We start from the raw sequence: 15,000 nt of genomic DNA, 5'->3' as shown, positions 1-15,000 counted from the left end.
GCGGAAAACTGACAGTTTTGCGTCTGCTCGCGAAAGGACTAGGCCAACCGCGAAACAGCGGCGGCGATGCGCTCGTCGGTCGCGGTGAGCGCGATGCGCACGAACTGCTCGCCGGCCGGACCGTAGAACTCCCCGGGGGCGACGAGGATGCCGCGCTCGGCCAGCCACGCGACCGTCGCTCGTCCGGACTCTCCGCGGGTGGCCCAGAGGTACAGACCGGCCTCGGAGTGCTCGACGGTGAAACCGGCGCCACGGACCGCGGCCAGCAGCGCGTCACGCCGCTCGGCATACCGGTCCCGCTGGACGCGTTCGTGTTCGTCGTCGTCGAGGGCTGCGACCATCGCGGCCTGCACCGGCGTCGGGACGATCATCCCGGCGTGCTTTCGCACCGCCAGCAGCTCGGCGACCAGCGCCGGGTCCCCTGCGACGAAGCCGGCGCGGTACCCGGCCAAGGATGACGTCTTGGACAGCGAGTGCACGGCCAGCAGGCCGGTGTGGTCGCCGTCGCAGACGTCGGGATGCAGCACCGACAGGGGCTGGGCGTCCCACGACAGGCCGAGGTAGCACTCGTCGGACGCGATGACGACACCGCGCTCGCGCGCCCAGCCGACGACCTTGCGCAGGTGGTCGACACCCAGCACCTTGCCGGTCGGGTTGCTGGGCGAGTTCAGGTACACCAGCGCAGGCGACTGCGGCCCGATCTGCGTCAGCGAGTCAGCCCGCAGCACCTGGGCGCCGGCCAGCCGCGCTCCGACGTCGTACGTCGGGTAGGCCAACTCCGGCACCACGACGGTGTCCGCGGCTCCCAACCCGAGCAGGGTCGGTAGCCAGGCGATCACCTCTTTGGTACCGATGACCGGCAGCACAGCCTGCTCGGGCAGGCCGGTGATGCCGTAGCGACGCTGCAGGGCAGCCACGGCCGACGCGCGGACAGCCGGCGTGCCGGCCGTCGTCGGGTAACCCGGTGAGGCACTGGCAGCGGCCAGCGCCTCCCGGATCACCGGCGCGACGTCGTCAACAGGGGTGCCGACGGACAGATCGACGATGCCGTCCGGGTAGGCACGTGCGGTCGCGGTTGCGTCAGCCAGGGTGTCCCACGGGAACACCGGCAGAGCGGCCGAGACCTTGGTTCTAGCGGACAGGGTCACTCGCCCTGCGGCGCGAGATCCTTGACCGCCTGCGGGTCGTTGTCGGTCTGGCCGACCTTCGACGCACCACCCGGCGAGCCGAGCTCGGCGAAGAAGTCGGCGTTGTTCTGGGTGTATCCGCTCCACTGATCGGGGACGTCGTCCTCGTAGTAGATGGCCTCGACGGGGCAGACGGGCTCGCACGCACCGCAGTCCACGCACTCATCGGGGTGGATGTACAACATGCGTGCACCCTCGTAGATGCAGTCGACCGGGCATTCTTCGATACATGCCTTGTCTTTGACGTCGACGCAGGGTTCGGCAATGACGTACGTCACCGGTAGTTCTCCTGTTCCAGTGGGCTGCTGGCTCGTCAGGAATCAACGAGCAGACGTCAGTATGGTGCGCCCGTACCGAAGCGTCTGGCTCAGTGTTACCTAACTTTGCGCGCCGCCCGGGAAGGGTGGCGCGTGGTTACTGATACTAGACGTTGCACTTACCCTCCGACTAGCTCCAACTCGCAGCTTTTTACGCGTGTCATCTTTTGCTTTGCAACTAGTTGCATAGGACCGCGGGTAGCGCCTACGCTTCGACCGTGGCCCTCCCCCACGCCATCCTCGTGGCGCTGTGCGAACAAGCCGGTTCCGGTTACGAACTGGCCAACCGGTTCGACCGCTCCATCGGCTACTTCTGGGCAGCCACACATCAGCAGATTTACAAGACGCTGCGCACCATGGACGCCGACGGCTGGGTCAGCGTCGAGGTTGTCGCGCAGCATGGCCGTCCGGACAAGAAGGTCTACTCGGTCACCGACACCGGCCGGACCGAGTTGGAACACTGGATCGCCGAACCCCTCACCGGCCGAGGCAGTTCCGTGACCGACGCCCGCACGCGCGAGCTCGCCGTGAAGCTACGCGGCGCGGCGTACGGATCCGCGGACAGCACCGCCGCGCTGTGCGAGCAGATTCACGCGCTGCGCGCCGAACGCGCCGCGCTGCTCGACACCTACCTCGGCTACGAGAAACGTCAGTTCCCCGACTCCTCCGCGCTCACCGGCAGCACCCTGCACCAATACCTGGTGCTGCGCGGCGGCATCCGCGCCGAGCAGGGATCGGTGGACTGGTTGGACGAAGTTCTGCTCGCTCTAGAAGGAACACGATGACTGTGCCGCATTCAACGCCCTATCCGAACCTGTTGTCGCCGTTGGACCTTGGCTTCACGACGCTGCGCAACCGGGTGATCATGGGCTCGATGCACACCGGTCTGGAGGACCGCGCCCGTGACACCGGCAAGCTCGCCGAGTATTTCGCCGAGCGCGCCCGCGGCCGCGTCGGGCTGATCATCACCGGTGGCTACGCCCCAAATCGCACCGGCTGGCTGCTGCCGTTCGCCGCCGAGATGATCTCGTCTTCCGATGCCCGTCGGCACCGTCGCATCACCACCGCCGTCCACGCCGAAGGCGGCAAGATCCTGCTGCAGGTGCTACACGCGGGACGCTATGCGTACCACCCACTTTCGGTCAGCGCGTCGTCGATCAAGGCCCCCATCAACCCATTCCGGCCGCGGGCGCTGCGTGATGTCGAAGGCACCATCGACGACTTCGTGAAATGCGCGCTCCTGGCCCGCGAAGCCGGCTACGACGGCGTCGAGATCATGGGCAGCGAAGGCTATCTGCTGAACCAGTTCCTGGCACCGCGCACGAACAAACGCACCGACGCCTGGGGCGGCACACCGGAAAAGCGCCGCCGCTTCCCGGTCGAGATCGTCCGGCGCACCCGCGAGGCCGTCGGCCACGATTTCATCATCTGCTACCGGCTGTCGATGGCCGACTACGTCGAAGACGGCCAGACGTGGGAAGAAATCCTCACGCTGGCAACGGAAATCGAAGCCGCCGGAGCGACGATCATCAACACCGGTATCGGCTGGCACGAAGCACGGGTCCCGACCATCGTGACGTCGGTACCGAACAGCGCGTTCGCGGACATCAGTAACGCGGTGGCGCAACACGTCACCATTCCGGTGGTGGCATCCAACCGGATCAACATGCCGCAGTCCGCTGAGCAGATTCTGGCCGACGGTGCGGTGCAACTGATCTCGATGGCACGCCCACTCCTGAGCGACCCGGACTGGGTCCGCAAAGCGCAGCACGACGCCGCCGCCGAGATCAACACCTGCATCGCCTGCAACCAGGCCTGCCTGGACCACGCGTTCGTGCACAAGACCGTGTCGTGCCTGTTGAACCCGCGAGCCGGGCACGAAACCACCCTGGTACTGGGTAAGACTCGCGTGGCCAAGCGGGTCGCGGTGGTCGGCGCCGGACCCGCGGGCCTGGCCGCCGCCGTCACCGCCGCCGAGCGCGGCCACGACGTGACGCTGTTCGAGGCCGGCGACCACATCGGTGGCCAATTCGATCTGGCCCGACGGATTCCCGGTAAAGAAGAGTTCAACGAGACCCTGCGCTACTACACCACCATGCTGGCCAAGCACCGCGTGGACGTCCGGCTGAACAGCCGGGCGGCAGCCGACGAACTGTCCGGCTACGACGATGTCGTGCTGGCGACGGGCGTCGCACCGCGCATGCCCGCGATCCCCGGCATCGATCATCCGATGGTGCTGTCGTACGCGGAGGCGATCACCGGAGCCCCCATCGGCAAACGCGTCGCCGTGATCGGTGCCGGCGGAATCGGTTTCGACGTCAGCGAGTTCCTCACGGTGGGTGAGTCCCCCACCCTCAATCTCAAGGAGTGGCGCACCGAGTGGGGCATCGCCGACGGCGGCGACTCCCGCGGCGGGCTGACCACGCCCATCCCACTGCCGCCGGCCCGCGAGGTGTACCTGCTGCAGCGCACCAAGGGCGCCCAAGGACGCGGGCTCGGCAAGACCAGCGGCTGGGTGCACCGGGCGTCGATCAAAGCCAAAGGGGTACAGCAACTTTCCGGCGTGAACTACGAGAAGATCGACGACGCCGGCCTGCACATCAGCTTCGGGTCGGACCGGTCCGGGGCACGCGTGCTCGAGGTCGACAACGTCGTGGTCTGCGCCGGCCAGGAGTCGGTCCGCGACCTCGAAGACGCCTTGCGGCGCAACGGGATCACGCCGCATATCATCGGCGGCGCGGCCGTGGCCGCCGAACTGGACGCCAAGCGAGCGATCCGTCAGGGCACCGAGCTGGCGGCCAAGCTCTAGTATCCTGAGTCGTTAATTCGTCTGCAGTAGTTGGCGATGGATTCGATGATTTGGTCGGCGGTCTTGGTCCACACGTAGGGGCGGGGGTTGTCGTTCCAGGTGTCGATCCAGGCACGGATGTCGGTGTTGAGCTGACGTACTGAGGTGTGGGTGCCGCGGCGCAGTTTCTTGGTGGTCAGTTCGGCGAACCAGCGCTCGACGAGGTTGAGCCATGAGGAGCTGGTCGGGGTGAAGTGCAGCGTGAAACGTGGATGGGCCAGCAGCCAGCGTTTGACGGCCGGGGTTTTGTGGGTCGAGGCGTTGTCGAGCACGACGTGACAATCGAGGTCTGCCGGGACATTGGCATCGATCTTTTTCAGGAACGCCAGAAACTCCTGGGACCGGTGCCGGGCATGTAAGGACCCAATGACCTTGCCCGAGGCCAGATCTAGTGCCGCATACAGGCTTGAGGTGCCGTGGCGGACGTAATCGTGGCTGGCTCGCGCTGGGGTTCCCGGCAGCATCGGGAACACCGGCTGGGTGCGGTTGAGGGCTTGGATCTGGGTTTTCTCATCCACGCACAGCACCACCGCCCGTTCGGGCGGATCCAGGTACAGGCCCACCACGTCACGGACCTTTTCCACGAACAGCGGGTCCTTGGACAGCTTCCACGAGTCCTGCTTGTGCGGCGCCAGCCCGAATGCCCGCCACACCCGCGAGACCATCGATTGCGACAGTCCGAGATGCTCGGCCATCGACCGGGTCGACCAGTGCGTGGCCTGCGGCGGAGTGGTCTCCAGGGTCGTGGTGATCAACTCCTTGATCTGCTCGTCACCGACCACCCGTGGCCGACCTGGCCGGGGCTCATCGAGCAGCCCGTCCAAGCGCAGCTCGACAAACCTGTTGCGCCACTTACGGATCGTGCCCCGATCGAGCTCTAGGCGATCAGCCAACTCCACATTGGTGCCGCCGTCGGCAGCGGCCAGCACAATCCTGGCCCGAAGCGCCAGACCCGCGGCACTGGTGCGCCGACGCGTCCAGCCCACCAACTCCGCACGCTCGTCATCGGTCAACACAATCTCGACAGCGTGGGGCGAGGGCATGACCCACCCTAACAAGAGAAGGTGAATTAACGACTCAGGACACTAGTCCGGCACCGGCCGAGTGGCAGGCCTACGCCGAGGGTGGCCGTTGCCGCGCTGCGCACGGTGTGTCGTCAGCAGCAAGCGCCACGCTCGGCGTAGGGACCGCGCAGATACGTGCGTCGCTACGACTCGCCGCCGCCCCAGACCGCGTGGGCACCGGTGTCGCCGATCCGCACGATCTGGTAAATCGTCGCGACGCCGATCACCACGGCCAACACCGCCACCACGACGCCCGCCAGGCCACGACGTTCCCCGAGTCTCGTGCCCCACCGGTGCAGAAGCGCCAACGCCAACGACACCACCAGCAGTCCCAGCACGAAATAGATCGCTGTGTCGCCGAGCTCTGTGTGTTCGTGCAGAGTCGGTGTCCGGTCCTTCTGCTGATGCTCCAACCACTCACCGGCCTCGGTGGCCAGCGGGGTCAGCACCGTCAACGCGACGGCCAGGGCCAGCGTCAGCCAAACCAAGCGCTCACGAGCGGCGGTCCACACCGCGCAGAGGACCACGAGGATCGCGACCAGCGGCGCCAGGACCACGACGAAGTGGACGAAAAACGGGTGCGCCGGGATGTCACCGATGGTGTTCACGCGACAAGTCTCCACGAGCAGACGCCAAACTGCCGTTTCTCGCAGGAAACCGACAGCTTTGTGTCTGCTCGCGCGGGCAGCTCAGGCAGCGAGGGGCGAGTAGTCGGTGCTGCGCTGACGGGCCGGGCGGCCGATGCCCTCGGCGATGGCGACCAGCTCGGCGACGGTCTTGGCGGACCCGTTCTCCGAACCGGCCATGCGGGAGATGGTCTCCTCCATCAGCGTGCCGCCGAGATCGTTGGCGCCGCCCTGCAGCATCACCTGGGTGCGTTCGATGCCAAGCTTGACCCACGAGGTCTGGATGCTCGGAATCCGGCCGTGCAGCATGATCCGCGCCAGTGCGTGCACCGCGCGGTTGTCGCGGTGCGTCGGCCCCGGGCGCGCCCCACCGGCCAGATACAGCGGCGACGACTGATGCACGAACGGCAGCGGCACGAACTCGGTGAAACCGCCTGTGCGGTCCTGGATTCCGCGCAGCACATTCAGATGCCCAACCCAGTGCTTCGGGGTGTCCACGTGTCCGTACATCATCGTCGAGCTCGACCGCAGCCCCACTTCGTGCGCGGTCGTCACGACGTCGATCCACTCGGCGGTGGGCAGCTTGCCCTTGGTGAGCACCCAGCGGACCTCGTCGTCGAGGATCTCCGCGGCGGTGCCCGGGATCGAGCCCAGACCCGCTTCCCGCAGCGACGTCAACCACTCGCGCGTCGACAGGCCACTGCGGGTCACGCCGTTGGCGATCTCCATGGGCGAGAAGGCGTGCACGTGCATCGACGGCACCCGCTTCTTCACCGCGCGCACCAGATCCGCGTACCCGGTCACGGGCAGCTCAGGGTCGATACCACCCTGCATGCAGACCTCGGTGGCGCCGGCGACGTGTGCCTCCCACGCCCGGTCGGCGACCTCGTCGGTCGACAGCGAGTAGGCGTCGGCGTCACCCTTGCGCTGCGCAAAGGCGCAGAAGCGGCAGCCCGTGTAGCAGATGTTGGTGAAGTTGATGTTCCGGTTCACCACGAAGGTCACGTCGTCGCCGACGACGTCCCGGCGCAGCGAATCGGCCAGCGCCGCAACGGCATCCAGCGCCGGCCCGTCCGCGGTGGCCAACGCCAGGTACTCGTCGTCACTGCATCCACCCGGGTTGCGTTCGGCCGACCGCAAAGCGGCCAGGACGTCGGTGTCGATGCGCTCGGGGGCACGCGCCGCCAACTCGGAGACCTTCTCCCGGATGGACTCCCAGTCACCGAACGCGCTGCCGAGGTCGCTGCGCGTCTCCGTCAGCCGGCCCTCGGTGTCGATCGCGGTGTGCAGATCGGTGCGGCCCAGCGACTCCGCCGCCTCGTCGGGTTCCTGCCACGGCATGCCGACCGGGTTGACGTCGCGCGCCCACCCGGTGTCCGGGTCGGCCAGGGCATCGACATGTCCGCGCACGCGCGGGTCGATCCACGCAGCTCCGGCCTGCACGTAGGACGGCTGCGCCGTCAGCCGCTGCACCAGGTCGTACCCGGCTTCGGCGGTGATGTCGGCCAGGTCGTCGAGGGCCGGCCAGGGACGCTCGGGGTTGACGTGGTCGGGGGTCAGCGGCGAGACACCGCCCCAGTCGTCGACGCCGGCGCCGATCAACGCCAGGCACTCCTCGCGGGACACCAGATTCGGCGGCGCCTGGATCCGCATCTTGGGGCCCAGCACCAGGCGCGTCACCGCGATGGTGGCCAGGAAGTCGTCGATCCCGGCATCGGGCGTCTGGGCCATGGCAGTGTGGTCCTTGGCCCGGAAGTTCTGCACGATGACTTCCTGCACGTGCCCGAATTCCTTGTGCGACTTGCGGATCGCGTGCATCGTCTCGGCGCGCTCGGTGAGATTCTCACCGATGCCGACCAGCAGGCCCGTGGTGAACGGGATGGACAGTCGGCCGGCGTCGTCGAGGGTGCGCAGCCGCATCGCCGGGTCCTTGTCGGGGCTGCCATAGTGCGCCAGGCCCTTGGTCTCGAACAGCCGGCGCGACGTGGTCTCGAGCATCATGCCCATCGACGGCGCGACGGGCTTGAGGCGAGAGAGCTCCGACCAGCTCATCACGCCGGGGTTTAGGTGCGGCAGCAGGCCGGTTTCCTCGAGGACGCGGATGGCCATGGCCCGCACGTAATCAAGGGTGGAGTCGTAGCCACGTTCGTCGAGCCACTGCTTGGCTTCGTCCCAGCGCTCCTCCGGACGATCACCGAGCGTGAAAAGCGCTTCCTGGCAACCCAACTCGGCGCCCTTGCGGGCCACGTCGAGAATCTCGTCGGGCTCCATGTACATGCCCATGCCCTGCGCGCGTAGCTTGCCGGGCACCGTCACGAACGTGCAGTAATGGCAGGTGTCGCGGCACAGGTGCGTCACGGGGATGAAGACCTTGCGCGAATACGACACCGGCAGCCGGCCGGTGGCGCCGCGGCGTCCGGCGGCTTCCAGCCCGGCGTCACGGACGCGGGCGGCGCTGGCGCAGAGGTCGACGAGGTCGTCCCCGCGGGCCGTCATCGCGATCGCGGCCTCGTCCACATTGAGTGACACACCATCACGAGCGCGACGCAGGACGCGGCGTAACGCGGACGACGATGCGGGGGCGGCGAGCGGTGGGACCATGGGGAGGGGCAGGTCGGCACCGGTCTGGGGGTTCAGAGCCACTTCCGTTTAACCCCGCTGAAGTCGACGTTCATCCACGCGTCTCACATTCTGAAACCACTGCGCCTGGCATACCGGCCACAGTAGCGCCAGCTCGTCGGCGCGGCGCGGCCCCCATACCCCGACACACACAGCAAACGCGCAGACTACTACCTGATTTCAGTGACGACCGCGTAAGTTCAGAGGGTCGGGACGCGATCATTTCGAGGAGCCATGGTGTCCGTTTCTGTCCGTTCGTATCTGATGGCGGGCGCCGCTGCGGCGACTGCCACGGCTCTCGCGCTGACGCCGATTCAGGTGGTCCCCGCCGACGTCGCGGTCCCGGCGCATCCGACTTCCGCCCAGCCGCACCTGACCGAGGCCATGGTCAAACTGCTGGCGGCGGCGAGCAATATGACGCCACCGGCGCCGAAGCTGCCTGCTGCGGGCGTCGCTCCCAAAGTGGGGCCGAACCCGCTGGCGGCAGCGCCACTGGCCGCGCCCGTCGTCACGCCGCAGAACGCGGCCAGTGACTGGCTGACCAACGCGTACACCGGCATTCAGGCCTGGGTCGACTGGGGCGTCGACTACGCCACCGATGTCCTCTACTGGCTGAACTGGTTCGTGCCGTTCACGGGCACGATCGCCGCGCAGACCGACATCTTCTACTGGACGCTGATCCGGCCCGTCTCGAACGACATCTTCTACCAGGCGGTCGTTCCGATCGTGAACGATCCGCTCAATCTGGGCGTGTGGGTCAACGGCATCGGTAACGCCATCCGCTACTCGATCAACGACGTCGTCAACTTCGGCATCGCGGAGTTCAACTACTTCTTCGGCTGGCTCATCCCGCCGATTCCGCCGCTGCCACCCATCGGATCGCTGGCCGCCACGCAGACGACCCTCGAGTCGATCGCCAAGAGCGTCCAAACCGCGCTGACCAGCTTCGCCGCCGGATTGGCGCCTGCGAAGGCCAATGCGCAGACCGACGCCAAGACCGACCCGGCGAGCAAGCTCGCGCCGACCGCGGCCCAGACCCCGGCGGACAAGGCTGTGGAGAAGCCTGCGGCGACGCCGACGAAGACGGACGACAAGGACAAGACCGACGACAAGGGCACGCAGCCCGCGGGCACCGACGCCGGGCAAAAGCCGACCGACCCGCAGGCCGGCGAGCCGAAGACCGAACCCAAGACTGACCCAAAAGCCTCCGACCCGAAGACCGAGCCCACGACTGACCCCAAGACCGAGCCGAAAGCTGATCCCAAGACGGGCACTCCGGCAGCCGGCGACCCCGCGGGATCGGCGCAGCAGCAGGACGAGGTCAAGGCACCCAAGCCCGCCAAGACCCGTGACAAGAAGGCCGGCGACAAGACCGAGGCCAAGAACAACGACGCCACAGCTCACCCGACCGGCACCGCCGGAACGACGAAGCCCGGCAAGGCCGACAAAGTCCGGGGCGGCAAGGCCAAGGGCGAGACGGGTGCCGGCCAGTCGCAGGGCGCCGCTACGGGACAGAACGCGGGTTCGGGCGGCCACGCAGCCAAGGGCTGAACCTGCTCGACCAGGTTCGTCGCTTCAGGCATGCCGCCTGCTCTGCGCGACTCTCGTTGTGCGGAGAGACCGGACGCTAGCCCGGCAGTGCGGCGCGCCGCTGGGCATTGCGCCACAGCACGACGCCGGGCGGGGTTGCGCCCAGCAGTAGGAAGATCAACGGTGACGCCTGCATGATTCCGGCGCCGCCGAAGACGATGTCGTCGCCGGGCCCACCGAGCAGCAGGAGTACGACCGTCGACAACCAGGCCCACATCGGGAGCGCGGCCAGGCGAGGATGGGACGTCCACTGCAAGCCGGCCCACACCAGGGCTGCGTTGACGAGACCACTGAGCAGGCCGCTGATCGGGAACGGCACGGGGCCGAGATAGAGCGGCAGGAAGAGTGCGCCGGCGATGGCCGACAAGACGCCGTCGAGCGTCAGCACACCGAGCATCAACGAACGCGCCCGACCGGAGTCGGCGCGCACCGGGGCAGACGTCAGGTCGGGATGCTGTCGAGCAGCGAGACCAGCGAACCGACGACCCACTGGTAGTTGTCGCCGAGGCCCTGCAGGTGCTGCAAGTTGGGGTCCAGATCCGAGTCCATGGCGGCTACCCTACTCCCCCGCTTCCCGGTCTCACGCGAGGTTTATCCCGCTGAGTAGGTCAGTTTCCACGCCACGGTCGTCCCGCTCGCCGGCCGTGCCGTCGACCAACACGTAGTGCTCGCGCGCGGCGATCGGCAGCGCAATGTTGTTGGACAGGGCAAAGACCCGGCCGCTCGGCTCGACCGTCACCTGCGTTTCGTGGGCGCGCATGGCGGCGACCTTGGCCGGCAGACTGTCCGGCGCGTCGATGACGGCGTCGATGCGGTGACCGAGGTCGAACGGCAGAGCACTGGCCGGGATCCGCACCCAAGTCTCGGGGAGCTCGATCCCGTTCAGCGAGTCCAGGGCCTCGGCCATCGACTCGCCGTCCATCACGGTCCAGTAGAACTTCGGCACCTGCCAGGGCTCGCCCGGATGGCCGTCACCCGGCGACGCGGCGACCGCGGCCGTCGTCACCCGGTGGGCCTGAACGTGGTCGGGGTGCCCGTAGCCGCCGTTGGGGTCGTAGGTGACGACGACATGTGGGCGGAAGTCCCGCAGCACGGCCACCAGTTCGGCGACGGCCTCGGCCATGTCCGCGTCCGCGAACCGCTGCTGATGCCGAGCCGGGCTGCCCTCCATCCCGGAGTCGCGCCAACGCCCGGCGCCGCCCAGATACCGCGGCCGGTCGACACCCAATTCCCTCAGCGCCGAGGTCAATTCACCGATGCGGTAGCCGCCCAGCTGGTCGGCGCCGTCGACCGCCAGCTGCGCCCACTGCGAACCGATGACCTCGCCCTCTTCGCCCAGCGTGCAGGTGAGCACCCGCACGTCGGCGCCGCGGGCCGCGTAGTGCGCGATGGTCGCGCCGGTGGTCAGGGTCTCGTCATCCGGATGAGCGTGGACGAACAGCAGCCGTGGGGTCTCCATATCCCCCAGGCTGGCATACATTCACCGGGTGACGCGACGTGCGCTGGAGTTCGGCAGTGCGGTGCTGCTCACCGGGCTGCTCGCCGGGGTCGCCGGAGCGCTGACGGTCTCGCTGCTGCACGCCGTCGAACACCTCGCCTACCACTATTCGTACGGGCTCCTGCTCGACGGCATCGGCGCCAGTTCGCCGGTCCGGCGCGCGCTGGCTCCGGCTGTCGGCGGAGCGTTGGCCGGCTTCGGCTGGTGGATTCTGCGCAGTCGCAGCGGAACTCCGTCGCTGTCGGCGACCATCGCAGGTAAGAAGCCGATGCCGCATCTGCCGATGGCGGCGGATGCGGCGTTGCAGGTCGTGGCCGTCGGGTCCGGCGCCTCGCTGGGCCGCGAGACCGCACCACGCCAATTGGCCGCGGTGCTCAGTAGCTACGGGACCACGTGGCTCGGGCGCCTCACGTCGTCGACCCTCGGGACGTTGACCGCGCGCGACCGCGAGATTCTGCTGTCCTGCGCCGCGGGCGCCGGGCTGGGCGCGGTGTACAGCGTGCCGCTGGGAGGTGCGTTCTTCGCCGCCCGGGTCATGATGGGCACCTGGCACCCCAAAGTCGTCGGTACCGCTCTCATCACGTCCAGCCTGGCGGTTGCGGTGTCGCATCCGGTCACGCATTTCGAACGCAATCTGATGTGGCCGGATCCGGCACTGTCGTACCAATTCACCATGCTCGCCGTCGCCATCGCGCCGCTGGCGGTGGTCGTCGGGCTGACTTTCAACCGGCTGACAGCGTTCGCCGGACCGAAGCCGCAGCTGACGTCGTGGGTGCTCATCCCGGGCGTCGCGCTGGCAGGTCTGGTGACCGGCATCTGTTCGATCTACCGTCCCGAACTGCCCGGCAATGGCCGCAGCATCCTCGTCGTCGCCGTCGGTTCCGACCTCACCCTCGCCGCCGCGGCCGTCATCCTCGTGCTCAAACCGCTGCTCACCGCGCTGTATCTCCGCGTCGGCGCCGTCGGCGGCCTCATCACCCCGGCCCTGGCCACCGGCGCGGCCGCGGGCACCGTCGCGACCCTGGCCCTCAACGCGTTGGCCCACACCAATCTTCATGTCGCAGCGGTCGCGCTGACCTGTTCGGCCGGAGTGCTCGCGATCACCCAGCGCGCACCCGCCTTCGCGGCGCTGTTCGTCTGGGAGCTGGCGCACCCACCGATCTGGCTGCTGCTGGTGTTCGCGGTGGCCGCGTACTCGTCGCACGGCATCCGGCTGCTGCGGGAACAGTCGGCCACCCGGGCAGCCGCTGCCGCGTCACCGCCGGCCCCGACTCACGACCAGCTCAGGGAACCTTGACCCACTTGCCGGCGTCGCCCACGATCCCGACCGGGACGGCGCCGGTGAGGCTGACGTTCTGCACCGTCGGCCCGGCCGCGACGATCGTGGTGTCCTGCAGGATCGGCAGCACCGTCTCCATCGCCCAGAGCTTGGGCTCCAACTCGTTCAGCACGTCGGCGATCTTCTCGGTGCCGGCCAGCGCCGCGTCGATCTTCGGCTGAATCGCGTGGTCGCAGATGCCGGTCAAGTTACTGGGCGCCTGCACCAGCTGATCGCCGCCGAGCGGCTTGGGCAGCGGAATGGTCGGCGCGGTGGACGTCACCGTCGGCGTTGAGGTCGGCGTCTGCGGCGCAACGGTTTTGGAGGTCGACGGCGGCTGCGGGGTAGGTGCCGGTGGCGTCGCGGTGGAGACCGCCGTCGCGTCCAGGCCCGGACAGCCGTAGCGCGACGCCAGCACCGTCGCCAGATCGCCGCCGGCATGACGCCAGCCGACGATCGCGTCTACCCGCTCCAGACCGTCGGCGTACAGGGCCACGGGATCCATGGCCAGCACGGTGGCCTCGATCCCGACGCTGCGCAGTTGGTCGGCGGCCGTGTTCGCCACCGCGACCGACGTCGGGTCGTTGGCGGCGACACCGATGGCCAGCCCCAGCGGCTTGCCGTCTTTGACGAGCCGATCGTGGCCCGGCGGTGGTGGCGTGCCGGGTGGCGACGGTGGCGCGACGGCGGGCTCGATGTTGTACCCGGCACGCACCAACAGGTCCATCGCGGCGTTGCGGTCCAGGGCCGGCGGCGCCGTCGGCACGTAGCCGGGGTCCGACGGCGTCCGGACCTGAGCCTGGGCCAGCGTCACGGTGTTGTCGCTGCCGGCACCGACGGCAGCCAGCAGGCCGACGTCGAGCAGACCCAGCAGTGCCTTGCGAACCTGGACGTCGGTCAGTCCGGGCCGCTGCGCGCGCAGCGTCAGCTGCATGACCCGCGGGGTGACGATCCGCGCGGTCCGCACGCCCGGGATGGCCGCGAGTTGCGCGAACGTCGCCTGCCCGCCGTGCACCTGGGCCACCTGGGTGTCCCGGTTGCGGATCGAATCAGCAAGGGCCGCAGGCGATCCCCCGCGCCGGAACAGCACCTGGTCGGGCACCGAGGGCACGCTCCAGTAGCGGTCGTTGCGCGCCAGCAGGATTTCGTCGCGCTGCGGGTCGATGCTCTCGACGCGGAACTGGCCGCCGGTCACCGGCATCGCCCGCGCCAGGCCGGCACCGAAACCACCGGGCACGTCCTTGACGATGTGCGCGGGCAGGATGTTGTTGAACAGTTCCCGCCACGCCGGGTACGGCCGGGCGAAGGTGACGACGGCCGTCTTGCCGCCGTCGACCGACTGGACACCGGTCACCAGGTCGTAGCCGGCCGGGTCGACGACGCCGGGCTGACTGACCATCTGCCGCCACTGGTACCAGTAGTCGTCGGCGGCGATGGGCGCGTTGTCGGTCCACTGCGCCTCGGGACGGATCTTGTACGTGACGGTGAACGGGCTCTGATTGGTCACGTCGGCCGACAACAACAATGACGGGTCGAGTTCCCAGCGTGATCCCGACGGCGATGCCGGATCGGCGATGGGCCGGAACGAGCTCGGCAGGACCAGCGCCGAGATGGCCGCGTTGACCGGCGACTGGTCGGACTGCAGATGCGGGTTGAACCCGGGGCCGATCCAGTCGATGGCCATGATGATCTGGCTCATCTTCGGCGGCGGCGGGACGACGGTCTTGGTCGTCTCGGTGCTCTGCGGCGCCGGCGGCGGGCTGACGGTGCAGCCGGTCAAGGCCAACACCAGTGCGCCCGTCGTCATCAATGCGCCAGTCCTCAGGAGCTGGCGGTGGGCGGTCGGCACGCCGTTCAGGGTATCGGCAGGGCCGGGCCGAACCACCATCCGAGCCTCCCGCGGCAAATCCCCGGCCCGCCGCTCGCCCCCGAT

At 68.3% G+C, this 15,000-nt stretch carries 12 protein-coding genes; 4 read left to right on the top strand and 8 right to left on the bottom strand.

All coding sequences use genetic code 11. The features are described from left to right. Positions 1-38: 38 nt before the first annotated feature. Together dapC and fdxA are read right to left on the bottom strand one after the other, a co-directional pair. Positions 39-1,142, bottom strand: a complete 1,104-nt coding sequence (gene dapC, locus ACWW1C_RS05705; protein WP_455984161.1) for a succinyldiaminopimelate transaminase — start codon at positions 1,140-1,142, stop codon at positions 39-41. Between the two features lie 2 nt (positions 1,143-1,144). Next, on the bottom strand, positions 1,145-1,465 hold the full coding sequence (fdxA, locus tag ACWW1C_RS05700) for a ferredoxin (RefSeq protein ID WP_029121628.1): 321 nt from the start codon (positions 1,463-1,465) through the stop codon (positions 1,145-1,147). 257 nt (positions 1,466-1,722) lie between these two features. Between fdxA and ACWW1C_RS05695 the strand changes: the two genes are divergently transcribed. After that, the gene (locus ACWW1C_RS05695) at positions 1,723-2,289 is read left to right on the top strand and encodes a PadR family transcriptional regulator (protein WP_455982536.1); all 567 of its coding nucleotides are present in this window, start codon (positions 1,723-1,725) and stop codon (positions 2,287-2,289) included. After that, on the top strand, positions 2,286-4,313 hold the full coding sequence (locus ACWW1C_RS05690) for an FAD-dependent oxidoreductase (RefSeq protein WP_455982535.1): 2,028 nt from the start codon (positions 2,286-2,288) through the stop codon (positions 4,311-4,313). Before ACWW1C_RS05695 ends, ACWW1C_RS05690 begins: the two co-directional genes overlap by 4 nt. Here ACWW1C_RS05690 and ACWW1C_RS05685 read toward each other — a convergent pair. The 3 genes from ACWW1C_RS05685 to ACWW1C_RS05675 form a co-directional block, all read right to left on the bottom strand. Further along, entirely contained in the window at positions 4,310-5,395 is a 1,086-nt protein-coding gene (locus tag ACWW1C_RS05685; protein WP_455982084.1) for an IS630 family transposase, read from the bottom strand. The two genes, ACWW1C_RS05690 and ACWW1C_RS05685, sit on opposite strands and share 4 nt — an antisense overlap. Positions 5,396-5,559: 164 nt before the next feature. Continuing rightward, a complete protein-coding gene (locus tag ACWW1C_RS05680; RefSeq protein ID WP_455982534.1) occupies positions 5,560-6,024 on the bottom strand; it encodes a DUF2231 domain-containing protein in 465 nt (154 codons plus the stop codon). Positions 6,025-6,105: 81 nt separating this feature from the next. Further along, positions 6,106-8,643 carry a bifunctional FO biosynthesis protein CofGH gene (locus ACWW1C_RS05675; protein WP_455984160.1) on the bottom strand — a complete coding sequence of 846 codons (2,538 nt, stop codon included), beginning with the start codon at positions 8,641-8,643 and terminating at the stop codon, positions 6,106-6,108. A gap of 255 nt (positions 8,644-8,898) precedes the next feature. Here ACWW1C_RS05675 and ACWW1C_RS05670 point away from each other — a divergent pair, with 255 nt between their 5' ends. Next, complete coding sequence (locus tag ACWW1C_RS05670) at positions 8,899-10,212, top strand: hypothetical protein (protein WP_455982533.1); 1,314 nt, start codon at positions 8,899-8,901, stop codon at positions 10,210-10,212. Positions 10,213-10,288: 76 nt separating this feature from the next. Here ACWW1C_RS05670 and ACWW1C_RS05665 read toward each other — a convergent pair whose 3' ends face one another. Together ACWW1C_RS05665 and mshB are read right to left on the bottom strand one after the other, a co-directional pair. After that, entirely contained in the window at positions 10,289-10,741 is a 453-nt protein-coding gene (locus ACWW1C_RS05665; protein ID WP_455982532.1) for a hypothetical protein, read from the bottom strand. Between the two features lie 90 nt (positions 10,742-10,831). Next, positions 10,832-11,710 carry an N-acetyl-1-D-myo-inositol-2-amino-2-deoxy-alpha-D-glucopyranoside deacetylase gene (mshB, locus tag ACWW1C_RS05660; RefSeq protein WP_455982531.1) on the bottom strand — a complete coding sequence of 293 codons (879 nt, stop codon included), beginning with the start codon at positions 11,708-11,710 and terminating at the stop codon, positions 10,832-10,834. A gap of 28 nt (positions 11,711-11,738) precedes the next feature. On the opposite strand from mshB, the gene ACWW1C_RS05655 reads away from it, so the two are divergent. Beyond that, complete coding sequence (locus tag ACWW1C_RS05655) at positions 11,739-13,046, top strand: chloride channel protein (protein ID WP_455982530.1); 1,308 nt, start codon at positions 11,739-11,741, stop codon at positions 13,044-13,046. Here the strand turns inward: ACWW1C_RS05655 and ACWW1C_RS05650 are convergent. Next, positions 13,033-14,955 carry an ABC transporter family substrate-binding protein gene (locus ACWW1C_RS05650; protein ID WP_455982529.1) on the bottom strand — a complete coding sequence of 641 codons (1,923 nt, stop codon included), beginning with the start codon at positions 14,953-14,955 and terminating at the stop codon, positions 13,033-13,035. The two genes, ACWW1C_RS05655 and ACWW1C_RS05650, sit on opposite strands and share 14 nt — an antisense overlap. Positions 14,956-15,000: the final 45 nt, after the last annotated feature.

Source organism: Mycobacterium sp. HM-7 (assembly GCF_053852335.1).
Note: the sequence above shows the minus strand (reverse complement) of the source record. Positions and strands in the feature narration are given on the sequence as shown.